Here is a 13557-nt window from a genome sequence, read left to right as displayed (position 1 = left end):
ACGTTATTTTCATTATGAGATAGCGTTTTTTTAGGCTCTGTGAAAAGTAGATTATTGATTTTCTTATTCAAACTAGCAGGATAGTTGCATAAAGATTCAATTCCAACGATAGATAGTTTCCAACAAAAGATTAAAATATGTTATCGTTTAAATATGATTTTTCTAGCGTAGAAAAATGAGAAAGGTGTGCAAAAGTGTGAACAAAAGAATATTTTCGATTTTATTTACTGTGATTTTACTATCAGTATCTGTGGGTTGCGGAAAAATCACTGAACAGACTTCGTCAAATAAAGTGGAATCCCCAACGAGCACGGCTTCTAAGACTGTTGAAACCAATAAGAGTACATCTGCCGATGACAAAGTAAAACCAACGAGTACTAGTGAACCCAACAAAAGTGTTCCTGCATCTAGCACCTCAAAGGCAACAGGCGGATTTGATTACAGCAAATATACCTTGATTGTCGTAGACGGTGGGGATATGTCAGGACATAGACAATCGAATGTCAAAGTAGATGTCGGATTTGGAAAACGGGAATATTGGGCGTATACAAATGAATACGGTCAGCTAATACGTGTAGAGGCGAAAAAGATAACACTTCAAAATTCGAATACTGATCATGTATTATCATCAGGTAGATATTACGCTGATGAAGCAAATGTTCCTGGTACAGAGAGTCCGATCTTGGATAAAGGGCATGTGATTGCAGACTCGCTTGGTGGAGTATCAAACGCATATAACATTACACCTCAGAACAGCAATCTCAATAGGCACGGCGATCAAGCTTATATGGAAAAAGGGATTCGAGATGCAGGAGGTTGTACAGATTTCGTAGCAGTGATTCAATATCCAAATACTCACACGCAAATTCCTAACCATTATAAATTCACATACAAAATTCAGGGCAGATCCATTACAGATGAATTTGACAATGTAAACCCAGATGAAGTGAACAAAAATTTAGGGAAAACGACAAATGCGAGCAGTATGCCACCGAAAACAAACAATTTACCTGCAAACAAAACGAAAAATAGTAATGAAGATGTAAGTAAAGTGGATACCAATCATAACGGAAGTGTTACGATCGCTGAAGCCAAAGCTGCTGGCTTTAAAATGCCAATTACGCGCGATTCATGGCTCTATAAATATATGGATGATCGAGATGGTGATGGCTTAGTAGGCGAATAAATGTTTCAATAATAATCGTTATAAATTCTATTATGCCATTTGCATAAAAAAATGATTAATCAAAGAATGTATCAAAAAACATAGTATCCTCATTAAAACTATCCCCCTTTAAGTAGGCTTAATTATGTAAGCTTTTAATTAAAGGGGTAAATGGTTTTTAAGCAATTTATATTTTTCATGGTTGCATTAATTATTTAATGTTTTTAGTTCGTCTTTGTTTAATTTTGTATATCGGTAATAACCATCACCAATTTTGTGAATTAATCTACCTTCTCTTGTCATTCTTAAAACGGTAGTCATATTTTTCCCTTCTTTCGAAAGTTGTTTGATTAATGATTACATATATCGTATATTGTTTGTGCAAATTTGTCTGTGAACAATTTGTGAAATGTTTAACAAGTTTAAGTCTGTAATAATTTGGAAGGATAAATATATTTTCATCACGCCATACTATTTTTGTGTCTTATTAGATGGAGGTGTATTGGTATGTCGTTTCAAAATCGTGGTATCGGACATCCTGAACATCAAGATGATCCAAATAAATTACATATCGTCGCAGTTCGAAAAAATGGTGATGGTGATATTACAGATGTAAAATTTCAAAATGGTGAAATAGTCGGGATTGAGCAAGCCATTGCGATGGCAGAACTTGAACAAATTGAAGATGTAAACACAGGTCTAACTCGTGGAGATAATCCACATAAAACACTTCGTTCTTATCCTGATGGTGATCCTACAAATAATTTAAGTAATTTACCTACTTTTTAATGTCTATACGCTAAAAAGGTGCACAAGTTCTGTGCACCTTTTTTATTTCCGAGTAATTCATGAGAAAATGGAAAATTTAATAGTAGAATACAAAAAATACCAGTAAAGTAGGGAGCTAATTTGAAAAAAACTTTTTTATTTCTTTCACTAGTGACTTGTTTGTTAATCGGAAATTATTTAGTTGCTTCAAAAAATACTGTGAAAAGTGAAAGTAATTCTTCCCTTATCTATCAAAATGAGAAACCCGACAAAGTCTCGGAAGCTCTTAGAGCATTAAATATAAAAAAAGCAAAAGAAGGAAGAACGGCAACATTAGAGCAAAAACGAATCGAAATTGAAAAACAAATAGTCCCAACTCCTTCGAATATTAAAATTAAGGGGGATAATATTGAAGGAACAAAAGTGGAATGGTTAATTCCAAATGGATCTTCAGAAGATAAGATTGTTTTTTATGTACACGGCGGAGGTTGGTCCAGAGGTGGGTTAGGTTTTTCAAGGAATTTAGGAACAATCTTAGCTAGAGAGACAGGTTATAGGGTACTAACGATACAGTATAGACTTTCACCTGAAAATCCATATCCAGCAGCTTTAACTGATGTTGAAAAAGTTTATAAATATTTAGGAAAAAATTATGGTCCCAATTCTAAAGTTGTTATCGTTGGTGATAGTGCTGGTGGTAATTTAGCATTTGCTTTGTTAAATAAAATAAAATCTTCAAATGGAACCTATCCAACAGCTGTTGTAGGGATCTCTCCAGCGACTGACTTAACGAAAGAAAGTCAATTATACACTTCAGATTTTGATAGTATTCATGCAAGTTATCATGGAAATGATATCAATATTGTTGATACATACGTAGGTAATAATAATCGGAAAAATCCTTTAATCTCACCACTTTATGGTGATTTAAAAGGTTTACCTCCAATGCTGATCCATGCTGGCGCAAGGGAAGAGTTAATCGATGATATTTTAGCTTATGCGGCAAAAGCAAATGCTAATGGTGTAGAGGTTACATGTAAAGTTTGGAGAGGAATGTTTCATGATTTTCAGTTAATGGACAGGGCTTCTAGAATTAGTAAGCAAGCGAACGCTGAGATTGCACAGTTTATTAAACAACATTTGGAAAATAGATAGTCAAAATACAAAAAGTAAGGCTTATTTTGTTATTTTGCCTTACTTTTTTATGTCGAGTTTGAATTTAAGTAATTTGATATTTGATCAATATCTCTTTGCGTAAGAACAGGATCAATTGTAATGACTGGGTGAATGATTTCGCCTTCAAGCAAGAAATCAGAAATAATAAATTCAATGTTTAGTTCATTTATAATTGTTGATTCAAACTCACCTAATTTAGGAAGAATAAATTCAATTTTATGACCAAAAGCAGTAACCAATTTCGTTTCAATATAACGATGAACTCCTGGACCATTACTTGTTAATAATAAAACCTTCTTCCTTGATGATGAGAAATTAATTTTAGAAGCTTGAACATTTAATGCAACTTTCGCAATTTTATCTCTAGTAATTTCAGGGTATGAATATTTTTTCGTCCAGATTTGTAAGGCTTTTGATACCTTTTTATATAGGTCTGAATACTGATTTTTAACATAGCGGTCCATTGAATAGGACGGTTCTTTTTTATCGATTGAATATAAAATGAACGAGTATCTTTGGAATTGGTCATGTAATGTATAAAGAAACTCCTCGTCCTCATCTAACGATATACCTGTTTTTTTCTTCAATAGTTTAACTAAATGATAGAGTTCCTTATAATACCTTGTTTTTTGATTTTGAAATAAATAAAGAAATTCGTTTTTTTCCATGTTGTCAAAACTATAATATGGAAGAGTTGATATTAATAATGAAAACGCAATTCGTTCATTCTTAGAAATATGATGTTTATATTGATGTTCTAAATGATTACAAATTTCATTAGCAATTTTAAAATAATTTGATTTTAAAATTTTGTTTATCGATTCATCAGTTAATTCAAGTTGCATTTTTTTATCGATTCTATATAACATCGTAACAAGTAAATAGACGTACTTATTTGTAGTAGAAGGATATAGGAATAATCTAAACTTTTTAGTAGTGTCTAGTACAATTTTTTTTATATCTTGAAAAGAGTATGCTTCAAGTGGCCATTCTTGATCTGAATGAGCGCATAAAGCATCTAGGATATCACCACACAATAGCCTAATTTCAAATTCTCTTCCTACGATTTCGAGCGGGCCACGTTTTAAAGTTAAATGGTAGGCCTCCATTAATTCCTCAACTCGATCAAGTATTGAATAGACAGCAGGTTGCTGTATAAAAAGCGCGTTTGCTAATTCTGCAATACTTTTAATTGGAGTAAATTGTATTAGCATTATAGCTTGAAAACTCAGTGAATTTTTTACGTAAAGTGATCGAATTTCATTAATCGATGAAGAAATCGGTTTATTAATATAAATTCCTTTTCCTTTTATTGTTTCAATTTGCCATCCCTCAGGTAGGTGTGTGTTAATTGCCTGTAAATCATTTCGAATTGTTTTTTCAGTACAAAGTAACTCATTTGCTAATTCTTCTGTTTTAAACCACTTATCTTCTTTACTTAAAATATTTATTATTTGTAATTTCCGCTTAGTTGATTTATCCATTCAAAATCTCCATAAATTTTGTCCAATTTATTACTATTATTGCTTTTAATGTTCCGTCTTAATTCAGTGAAAGTTTATTTCATCTATTGAAAAACACTTTTTAATGCGATTCTTAGAGTTAAATGTGAAATTTTATTGAAGACGAGATATTATTTTTACCTAAATCAAAGGTAAAAAACATCATGGGAATCACTTTACTACAACGATATAATGACATCGTTGAAACAAAAAATAATTTTTAAGGAGTAAAGTGAAATGAAATTTACAAAAGTCGCGCTTGTTAGTGTAATAGGGATGTCATCATTAGTTGGAGCTGCTCACTCAACTTTTGCGGAAGTATCATCTGTAGGGAATTCAAAATCATCCATAACATTTGTTGCTGGAACGGGTCCAGTTACACCTGTTGATCCTACAAATCCAATTGAACCATTAGAACCATCAGGGCCTACTAATCCAACAGATCCGCCAACAGGAAATGCTGGCTCATTAACATTAGATTATGTTTCTTCAGTTGACTTCGGAGTAAATGAGATTTCAAATAAAACAGAAGTCTATTCGGCTAAATCTAAAAAGCCATTTATTCAAGTGTCAGATCGCCGTGGTACAGGGGAAGGTTGGTCAGTAACTGCTAAAGCAAGTAAATTTACAAATGGAACAGCGGATTCACTACCTGGTGCAATCATTACATTTAAAAATGGTTCCGTTATTTCATTAAGTACAAGTGGGTCTCCGGTAGCAACTGAAACAATTGCTTTAAATACAGACGGAAGTACATCATCACCTGTTGTTTCCGCATCACCAGGTAATGGTTTTGGTACATGGGTAACTCGTTGGCTTGGGCCAAATCCAGAAGTGAATGATGGGGCATTAAATGATAATGTCACTTTGACGATACCGGCAGGCTCAGCAACGATTGGTAATCATGAGGCAACTATTACGTGGACATTAACGGATGCTCCGGGTTTATAGTTAGTAATTTGGAAAATAACAATTAATGGAATGGACTTTATATTATTTTGAACCTATTAGATGAAACTTTATTAAACTTATAGTGAAAATGATATAAAGTCTCTATTCTAAGGGGGAATATAAAAATGGATCATATACGTCAAAAATTAATGCTAATTTTTTCTGCTATTCTGTTAACTTTATCGTTCATCCCTCTATCTGTAAAAGCAGAGAATAATATCGATTTTTCAGTAAAAGCAATCATTCCATCAAATCAAATTGATCATCTGAAATCATATTTTGATTTGAAAATGTCTCCAGGACAAAAACAGGATCTTAAAATCGAGGTCTTTAATAATAGTAACAAAGAAGAAACAATTCAAGGGAATATTACTTTTGCAACGACTAATGATAATGGACTAATTGATTACTCTAAATCGAATAGTAAAGATGCAGATAAATCTTTAAAGTATCCATTAACTAGTTTAATAAAAGAACCTCAAAAAGAAGTTGTTATTCCTCCAGGTAAATCAAAGGTAGTGTCTTTTTCGATTACAATGCCGAAAGATGAATATGATGGAGTTATTTTAGGTGCAGCCCACTTTAAGAAAAAGGTGGATGAATCTGAAAAAAGTTCAAAAAGTGAGAGCAGCATTAATATAAAAAATGAATACGCATATGTGGTTGGAATAAAATTATCGGAAAACACTAAGGAAGTCGAGCCGGATCTACATTTACTTGACATTAAACCTAAATTAGTAAATTATCGTACAGCAATTGCTGCGACAATCCAAAACAGCGAATCCTCCATTGCGAAGGATATGAGTATAGATGCGCAAATCTTTAAAAAAGGTTCTAATAAAGTTTTATATAGTTCGAAAAAAACTGAGATGAGCATGGCCCCTAATTCAAATTTTGATTACGCAATCGATTTAAATAATAATCCAATTGAACCCGGAACTTACCGATTAAAGATGAAAGCGATCATCGGAACTCAAGTATGGGAATGGGATGAGTTATTTACGATTGGAAAAGAAGCAAAAGAATTGAATAATAAAGCAGTTGAAATAAATAATAATCATTACTGGTTTTATATCGGAGGCGGATTATTACTTTTAATAGGGATCATTTGGTTAATTGTTTTCCTAAAAAGAAAGAAGGGAAAAGACCGAACGAATAATCAAGAATGATTTTTGAATTGAATATAAATAGTATATTGGTAAAACAAAAAAGGCTCATACATTTAATGGTTCAAAAGATGTATCAGGTGATCTTCCAATGGTTGACGTATCGTTTAAAATTCCAGAAGGAAAGGATGTTATTTCTACTTCTAGTTTTAGAACAGTAACTTCAACGTTTACAAGTGTAGATAATACAGTTACAAAACCATTTACTTATATTGCACCAATCGCAGTATTATCATATTTCTCTAGTGTAATTAGTTATATTCATCCTGAAAGCTTCGAAAATGCAGATGGAACATTGAAAAAAGTGGATTATACGAAAATTGGAGCAAATGTAACGATTGTTGATAGCAATGGAAAATCTTATACAGGTACAATGGATGGGATTGAACAATTTTATATTACTGGATTACCGATTACAAAGGATCAATTCACAGTTATCACAGATATTCCAGGACACTTTACAACATATGGTAAATTTGACAGAGTATACAACACAATGGACGGTAATATGTACGGTATTTTTAAGAGAATTGGTACAGAAACTGTTGATGATGCAACTGCTGGAGATATCAATAAAGACAATGTAATTGATATTAATGATGCTCTAGCAATTGAAACATATTGGGGAACAAACAAACGCTCGGCTGATATCAATTTTGATGGAACGGTTGATGCGAAAGACTTTGCATTTGTTGAGAAGAACTACTTAATGCAAAACCCAGCTGTAGATAATGCTCCAAAAGCAGTTAAGAAATCAAAAGGTAAGACAATTGATACGATTAAGAGTGAATTAGGAATTCAATAAACGAGCAAGTTTTGAGTAAAGTAAGAAATTTATTTAACTATTAATAAGGGTTGTCTCATTAGTCATAGCACTTTTGAGGCAGCCTTTTTACTGTAATAAAAAAGGGATGTCTCATAGTTCGAATACCAACCGATGAGACACCTCCTTTATTTTTATTTGAATTCTAAAAAATAATTAAAAGGCGAAGCAAAAAACAAAAACCATTTAATCGATTGTTGTCCAATCTTGCGACCATTTCATTAATTCCTTAATAACTGGTTCTAAAGCCAGTCCTTTTTCTGTCAAAGAATATTCTATTCGAACCGGAGTTTCTGGATAAACATCTCGTTTTACAATACCTGCTTGTTCTAAATCCTTTAGTCTTTCTGAAAGAACGCGCCCGCTAATTGGCAAAGTTGATTCGATTGTACAAAATCGTTGTGATCCAGAAAGAAGTTGAAAAATTATAAGAATTGCCCAGCGTTTACTAATTAACTCTACGCTTTTTTCAAACCGAGGGCATAATAAAGAAAAATCCATTTAAAACCACCTCACCTATATCCATATTATAACTAAATTTGTATTAATAACAAGATTACCATACATAAATTTATTACTTGACGTAAGTTTATTACTAAATTAAACTTACTTACATAAAGTAACTAAATAATTTTTTTAGAAAAATAATAAATGTCTATAAATAGGTGGCAAAACAACATGAATATGAATACAGATGTATGTATTGTTGGTGCAGGACCAGGTGGTGCACTATTAGCATATTTGCTTGCAAAAAATAATATTTCGACAGTTCTTGTGGAACGACATAGCGGAATTGATAAAGAATTTAGGGGGGAACATCTAAATTCTGATGGTGAACAAATATTAAAAAAACATCATCTTTATGAAAAAGTAAAAGAATACGGACTACTGCTTATGGATCGTGTTGAATATTGGAATCATAATAAAATAATAAAAAGTATTATTCCATCGCAAGGTTCAAAACATGTTGGTATTCATGTTCCACAAAATCATTTATTAAATGTTATTTTAAAAGAAGCAAATAAATATCAAAACTTCAAGCTTTTGATGGGGACACGTGTGTCTGAATTAATAGAAGATCAAAATGGTCGATATATTGGTGTTAAAGCAATAATGAATGGTACTAAAATAACAATTAATAGCTCGGTTATAATTGGTGCCGACGGTCGATTTTCAACGATCCGTAAATTAGCAAATATACACACGGATATAATAAAACATGGATACGACCTACTCTGGGCTAAAGTACCTAGACCAGCAAGTTGGGATCCGACAGTTAGATTAACATTGATTAATAAACAACAATTGGCTTTGTTTACTCAAGCAGGAGGGTTTATTCAAATTGGATGGAATATAGATGAAGGTTCTTTTCCGAACTTAAGAAGTAAATCTTTTAATCCTTTTGTAAATCAGCTAATCGAAGCATTTCCAGAACTGACCGAAACTGTTCAAGAAAATATAAAATCTTGGAACGATTTTGTTTTATTAAATGTTCAAAGTAGCCGTAGTAAAACATGGGTAAAAGACGGCTTAATTATAATGGGTGATGCGGCACACACGATGAGTCCTACTGCTGCTCTAGGTGTAAATATTGCGATGAAAGATGCAGATATTTTAGCAGAAATCATACAAGATGCTATTCGAAACAAAGATACTAGTACAATAGTGTTAAAGAAATTTGAATATGCTAGACGAGGAGAAGTTGAAAGCTTACAAAAGCAACAACTAACACAGGAAAGTACTTTCAAACATCACTTTGATTTGACTATTTAAGAAAGCTTTAAAGTTTAAAAATGGACAAGTAAAAATTAACAAATATAATATATCAATATGAAATAGTGTAAGTAAACAGGAGGAAGCCTCATGATCAACGAAAAAGTAGTTTCTTTATTAAAAGAGAAAATTAATGTAATTAAAAATAACGATAAATCAATTTATTTAGTTGGACCAATTAAACTACCAGTAAATTTAGATGGAGAAACAGTCCTTTTTCAATGGTATTGTTGGCTACGCTGCGAGGATATCGAAGGAGATTTTTGTAGTGACGGATCATATAACACTGAAAAAATTGTTAGTAAATTAGCTTCATCTAATTTAGCAGAAATGCAACAATCAAGCGTATTAGTTTATGGTGACTTTGAAAATTCAGAGGATGCTCTAATTCGAATGCATAGTATTTGTCATACGGGTGATATTTTCGGAAGTAAACGTTGTGATTGTGGATTCCAATTAAAAGAAGCAATGAAAATGATTTCTTCAAATGAATCAGGGGCATTATTTTATTTAGCAAATCATGAAGGAAGAGGAATCGGTTTATTTAGTAAAGCTATGGCATATGTTCTCCAAGAGCAAGGATATGATACTGTTGAGGCAAATGAAGAGCTTGGTTTTGTAGATGATGCACGAAACTACGAAGATGCTATTCGAGTATTAAAAACGCTTCGCTCAAAACCGGTTACTTTAATTACAAACAACCCAAGAAAATTGGATGCTCTTCAAAAATCTGGAGCTAATGTATCTGGAAGAATTCAATTATGGGGAGACAAATCAAAGTATAACGAAAAGTATTTAGAGACTAAAATTGTTCGTTCTGGTCATTTTAAAGGAGGACGTACAAGTGAGTAATCATGAATTTTATATGAATTTAGCTATTCAAAATGCAATGGCTACGAAAGGGCAAACCGACCCCAACCCATTAGTAGGATCTGTAATCGTAAATGATAATCGAATTGTTGGGATTGGTGCTCACCTAAAGGCCGGTGAACCTCATGCTGAAATTAATGCGCTTAGAATGGCGGGCGATAAAGCTGAAGGTGGAACAATTTATGTAACGCTTGAGCCATGCTCTCATCATGGACGAACTGGTCCTTGTGCAGAAGCAATTGTACGTGCAGGTTTGAAAAAAGTTGTTGTTGCTACACTTGACCCAAATCCTTTAGTTGCAGGAAGAGGAGTAAAAATTCTTCAAGATGCAGGAATTGAAGTAATCATCGGTGTTTGTGAAGAGCAATCAATCAAAATGAATGAAGTATTTAACAAATATATTGTTAAAAACATTCCTTTTGTTGTAATGAAATCAGCATCTACATTAGATGGGAAGATTGCTACCCATTCTTCTGATAGTAAATGGATCACTTCAGCGGAAGCTCGAAATGATGTCCATCAATTAAGAAATGAAATTAGTGCGATATTAGTTGGAGTGAACACAGTATTAAAAGATAATCCAGAATTAACAACTAGAATTCCAAACGGACGTAATCCAGTACGAGTAATTCTAGATTCAACTTTAAAAATTCCTTTAGAATCAAAAGTAGTAACCGATCAGCAAGCTGAAACATGGATATTTACAAGTCAAAAACACTCTGAACAAAAAAGAAGTGAATTAGAAAACTTAGGTGTTAAAGTATTTGTTACGAGCGATCAAAGTCGAGTTGATTTAAACGAAATGCTAAAAATTTTAGGTGAACATTCAATCTCTTCTTTATTAGTAGAAGGTGGTGGAGAAGTGAATGCTTCCTTTATGAATCAAAATTTAGTTGATAAAGTGATTGTCTATTTAGCTCCTAAATTAATAGGTGGAAAAAATGCACCTACATTTTTAGAAGGTACTGGGCTTGATAAAATGGGACAAGCGATTGAACTTGAAGAAATCGAATTAACGAAAATTGGTCCTGATTATAAATTCATAGGCTATCCAAAATATACTACTTCATGAGGAAGGACTTTTAGAATGAAATTCGGATTCGATATAGACGATACTTTAATTGATTTAAGACAGCATGCTTTTCACATTTATAATAAAAAATTAAATAAAAATATCCCTATAGAAACATACAATGAATTAAAAACAGTTGAAATTCATGAACCTTTTGGCTTAACGGCAGAAGAAGGAAGCAAAATGTGGAAGAGTAATCTAGAAGAGACATACTTTTCTACATGTCCTCCATTTCCATATGCAGTTGAAACATTACAAGAATTAGAAAAGCAGGGACACGAAATTTACTATGTGACAGCTAGATATAAAGAATATGGTGAACGCACAAAAGAATGGCTAATAAAAAATGGCTTTCCAGTTCATCCAGATCGGTTTTATTGTGGAATGAAAGATTCTGAAAAAATTCATATTATAAAAGAATTAGCTTTAGATTACTATTTTGATGATAAACCAGAAATATTGAACACACTCTCAGAATTACCTTTAAAAGCATATGTGAAAGATACATCATATAATCGAGGGTTGGACATCCCACGTATTACCTGCTGGTCTGAATTAAAAGAAATCATTGAGAGTAATTAGTAAAAAAACACCTTTGATAGGTGTTTTTTTGTGTAGTGATAAATGAGTAGGTCAATTATTAACCAAGCTTTCGTAAGGAACCCGCCATGAGTAAGTAAGAATCAACATTTAGCAATAATAGTTACTCATGAACCCGCTATGATTTTGTTAGATTATGTTTTATGTCGACAAGCTAAAAAAACACCCATGATAGGTGTTCTTTAGTAAGATATTTGAAGAATTTATTTAAATCTTTTAAATCCTAAAAAATGTTGGTTCCAATATGAATTGTTTATGTTAGAAATAGTTACTCCTGAACTGCTACTTGCATGGATAAACTCATTATTATTAATCACTATCCCCATGTGGGACGGTCCATAAGTATAAGTGTTTTGGAAGAAGATTAAATCTCCAGGTTGAAAGTCATCTACGGTTTTTAAATTTGAACTATTATACCAATATCCTGCAACATTTGTTCTAGGAAGTGACAATCCAGATTCTTTGAATACATAGGAAATAAATCCACTACAGTCAAAACCTGATGGAGTTTCCCCACCCCAAATATAAGGTACACCTGAATACTTTTTAGATAAGGCGATTAAAGATTGTACATCAAATGATTGAGAGTTATTTGAATCAACTTTATTTGTATCTGACTGACTTGAATCAACTTTGTTTGAATCTGTCGTATTTGAACCTGTCTCTTTTTCAACATAAGATGCACCAATATAACCTATAACCCCATTATATTTTACCTTATACCAACCATTAGATAATGAGATGACATCTAGTTTTTGATTTTTATTAACACTACCTAAAATCTGATAAGAAGTTCCAGCCCCAGATCTTACGCGTAAACCATTAATAGTAGAAATATAGTTTCCAGAACTGACCACTTGATTATTATTACTATTATTCGATTCGGTAACTTTTCCAACATAGGATGCGCTAATATACCCTATTACCCCATTAAATTTTACCTTATACCATCCATTAGAAACTGAGATTACATCTAGTCTTTGATTTTTATTAACACTATCTAAAATCTGATAAGAAGTTCCAGCGCCTGATCTTATGCGGACACCATTACCAGTAGAAATGTAGTTACCCGAACTGACCACTTGATTATTATTACTATTAGTCGATTCGGTAACTTTTCCAACATAGGATGCACTAATATATCCTGTTGACCCATTAAATTTTATCTTATACCAACCATTAGACAATGAAATGACATCTAGTTTTTGATTTTTATTAACACTACCTAAAATCTGATAAGAGGTACCAGCTCCAGATCTTACGCGGACACCATTACCGGTGGATCTATATGTACTAATATTATTATTTGAATAAAGTTTACTAGATTGCAGAGTTTTCTTGGAATCAATCGAGGCTGCAGCTGCAGTAGTATTATACGGAATTTGAATTGTTAATGTTGATGCAAGGCCAACTAATGCCATTGAGTTTAATGCTCGCTTTTTATTTCTTTCTCCTTTCAAATTTAACTTAATTAAGGTACTTGCTGATTTTGATTTCATTACTAACCTTCCCTCTAACCAATAACAGAAATAACAAAGAAAAATCCCTTACCTCTTTTGACAGTAAGGGCAAATCTTAGATTACATGAACTTGGTAATTAAATTATTTAAAATGTGAGATCACATCTAGTTTAAATTCTAACATAAGATCATAGGAATCTTCACTTATTTAGTGTCAAATTTTTCCGGAAA

The 13557-nt window shown here is 32.5% G+C and carries 13 protein-coding genes; 10 read left to right on the top strand and 3 right to left on the bottom strand.

Translation table 11 applies throughout. The features are described 5' to 3' along the window. Positions 1 to 196 precede the first annotated feature (196 nt). From COI44_RS10765 to COI44_RS10755, 3 genes are all read left to right on the top strand, one after another. On the top strand, positions 197 to 1186 hold the full coding sequence (locus COI44_RS10765; protein WP_286163860.1) for a DNA/RNA non-specific endonuclease: 990 nt from the start codon (positions 197 to 199) through the stop codon (positions 1184 to 1186). Between the two features lie 486 nt (positions 1187 to 1672). Further along, positions 1673 to 1954 (top strand): DUF3892 domain-containing protein, encoded by a 282-nt coding sequence (locus tag COI44_RS10760; RefSeq protein WP_069032911.1) that lies wholly within the window; start codon positions 1673 to 1675, stop codon positions 1952 to 1954. A 120-nt stretch (positions 1955 to 2074) separates the two neighbouring features. After that, entirely contained in the window at positions 2075 to 3088 is a 1014-nt protein-coding gene (locus tag COI44_RS10755; RefSeq protein WP_098427919.1) for an alpha/beta hydrolase, read from the top strand. 47 nt (positions 3089 to 3135) lie between these two features. Here the strand turns inward: COI44_RS10755 and COI44_RS10750 are convergent, their stop codons facing one another. Further along, a complete protein-coding gene (locus COI44_RS10750) occupies positions 3136 to 4593 on the bottom strand; it encodes a BglG family transcription antiterminator (RefSeq protein ID WP_098427918.1) in 1458 nt (485 codons plus the stop codon). A gap of 255 nt (positions 4594 to 4848) precedes the next feature. Between COI44_RS10750 and COI44_RS10745 the strand changes: the two genes are divergently transcribed. The 3 genes from COI44_RS10745 (at position 4849) to COI44_RS10735 (ending at position 7533) form a co-directional block, all read left to right on the top strand. After that, a complete protein-coding gene (locus COI44_RS10745) occupies positions 4849 to 5562 on the top strand; it encodes a WxL domain-containing protein (protein WP_098427917.1) in 714 nt (237 codons plus the stop codon). 125 nt (positions 5563 to 5687) lie between these two features. Next, positions 5688 to 6731, top strand: coding sequence for a WxLIP family cell surface protein (locus tag COI44_RS10740; RefSeq protein ID WP_218926918.1), 1044 nt, complete (start codon positions 5688 to 5690; stop codon positions 6729 to 6731). Between the two features lie 88 nt (positions 6732 to 6819). Continuing rightward, the gene (locus COI44_RS10735) at positions 6820 to 7533 is read left to right on the top strand and encodes a dockerin type I domain-containing protein (protein ID WP_098427916.1); all 714 of its coding nucleotides are present in this window, start codon (positions 6820 to 6822) and stop codon (positions 7531 to 7533) included. Positions 7534 to 7737: 204 nt separating this feature from the next. Here the strand turns inward: COI44_RS10735 and COI44_RS10730 are convergent, their stop codons facing one another. Continuing rightward, positions 7738 to 8052, bottom strand: coding sequence for a winged helix-turn-helix transcriptional regulator (locus COI44_RS10730; protein WP_025671317.1), 315 nt, complete (start codon positions 8050 to 8052; stop codon positions 7738 to 7740). Positions 8053 to 8229: 177 nt separating this feature from the next. On the opposite strand from COI44_RS10730, the gene COI44_RS10725 reads away from it, so the two are divergent. The 4 genes from COI44_RS10725 to COI44_RS10710 all read left to right on the top strand — a co-directional run bounded on the left by COI44_RS10725 (position 8230) and on the right by COI44_RS10710 (position 11848). After that, the gene (locus tag COI44_RS10725) at positions 8230 to 9324 is read left to right on the top strand and encodes an FAD-dependent monooxygenase (protein ID WP_098427915.1); all 1095 of its coding nucleotides are present in this window, start codon (positions 8230 to 8232) and stop codon (positions 9322 to 9324) included. Positions 9325 to 9414: 90 nt separating this feature from the next. Beyond that, positions 9415 to 10176 carry a GTP cyclohydrolase II gene (locus COI44_RS10720; protein WP_098427914.1) on the top strand — a complete coding sequence of 254 codons (762 nt, stop codon included), beginning with the start codon at positions 9415 to 9417 and terminating at the stop codon, positions 10174 to 10176. Next, positions 10169 to 11266, top strand: coding sequence for a bifunctional diaminohydroxyphosphoribosylaminopyrimidine deaminase/5-amino-6-(5-phosphoribosylamino)uracil reductase RibD (gene ribD / locus COI44_RS10715; protein WP_098427913.1), 1098 nt, complete (start codon positions 10169 to 10171; stop codon positions 11264 to 11266). Before COI44_RS10720 ends, ribD begins: the two co-directional genes overlap by 8 nt. A gap of 15 nt (positions 11267 to 11281) precedes the next feature. Beyond that, a complete protein-coding gene (locus tag COI44_RS10710) occupies positions 11282 to 11848 on the top strand; it encodes a 5' nucleotidase, NT5C type (protein ID WP_098427912.1) in 567 nt (188 codons plus the stop codon). 221 nt (positions 11849 to 12069) lie between these two features. Here the strand turns inward: COI44_RS10710 and COI44_RS10705 are convergent, their stop codons facing one another. Further along, positions 12070 to 13365: a C40 family peptidase gene (locus COI44_RS10705; protein WP_098427911.1), complete on the bottom strand. Its 1296-nt coding sequence runs from the start codon at positions 13363 to 13365 to the stop codon at positions 12070 to 12072. Between the last annotated feature and the right edge of the window lie 192 nt (positions 13366 to 13557).

Origin of the sequence: Bacillus sp. AFS088145, assembly GCF_002564465.1 — a bacterium.
Taxonomy (GTDB): Bacteria; Bacillota; Bacilli; order Bacillales; family Bacillaceae_G; genus Gottfriedia.
The sequence above is the reverse complement of the archived record's forward strand: the minus strand, read 5'-3'. Positions and strand labels throughout refer to the sequence as shown.

Excerpts from the sequence above, each read along its gene's own strand:
- COI44_RS10720 (WP_098427914.1), top strand. The coding sequence starts at position 9,415 with ATGATCAACGAAAAAGTAGTTTCTTTATTAAAAGAGAAAATTAATGTA.
- COI44_RS10750 (WP_098427918.1), bottom strand. The coding sequence starts at position 4,593 with ATGGATAAATCAACTAAGCGGAAATTACAAATAATAAATATTTTAAGT.
- COI44_RS10730 (WP_025671317.1), bottom strand. The coding sequence starts at position 8,052 with ATGGATTTTTCTTTATTATGCCCTCGGTTTGAAAAAAGCGTAGAGTTA.
- COI44_RS10745 (WP_098427917.1), top strand. The coding sequence starts at position 4,849 with ATGAAATTTACAAAAGTCGCGCTTGTTAGTGTAATAGGGATGTCATCA.
- COI44_RS10760 (WP_069032911.1), top strand. The coding sequence starts at position 1,673 with ATGTCGTTTCAAAATCGTGGTATCGGACATCCTGAACATCAAGATGAT.
- COI44_RS10725 (WP_098427915.1), top strand. The coding sequence starts at position 8,230 with ATGAATATGAATACAGATGTATGTATTGTTGGTGCAGGACCAGGTGGT.
- COI44_RS10710 (WP_098427912.1), top strand. The coding sequence starts at position 11,282 with ATGAAATTCGGATTCGATATAGACGATACTTTAATTGATTTAAGACAG.
- COI44_RS10740 (WP_218926918.1), top strand. The coding sequence starts at position 5,688 with ATGGATCATATACGTCAAAAATTAATGCTAATTTTTTCTGCTATTCTG.
- COI44_RS10705 (WP_098427911.1), bottom strand. The coding sequence starts at position 13,365 with ATGAAATCAAAATCAGCAAGTACCTTAATTAAGTTAAATTTGAAAGGA.
- COI44_RS10735 (WP_098427916.1), top strand. The coding sequence starts at position 6,820 with ATGGTTGACGTATCGTTTAAAATTCCAGAAGGAAAGGATGTTATTTCT.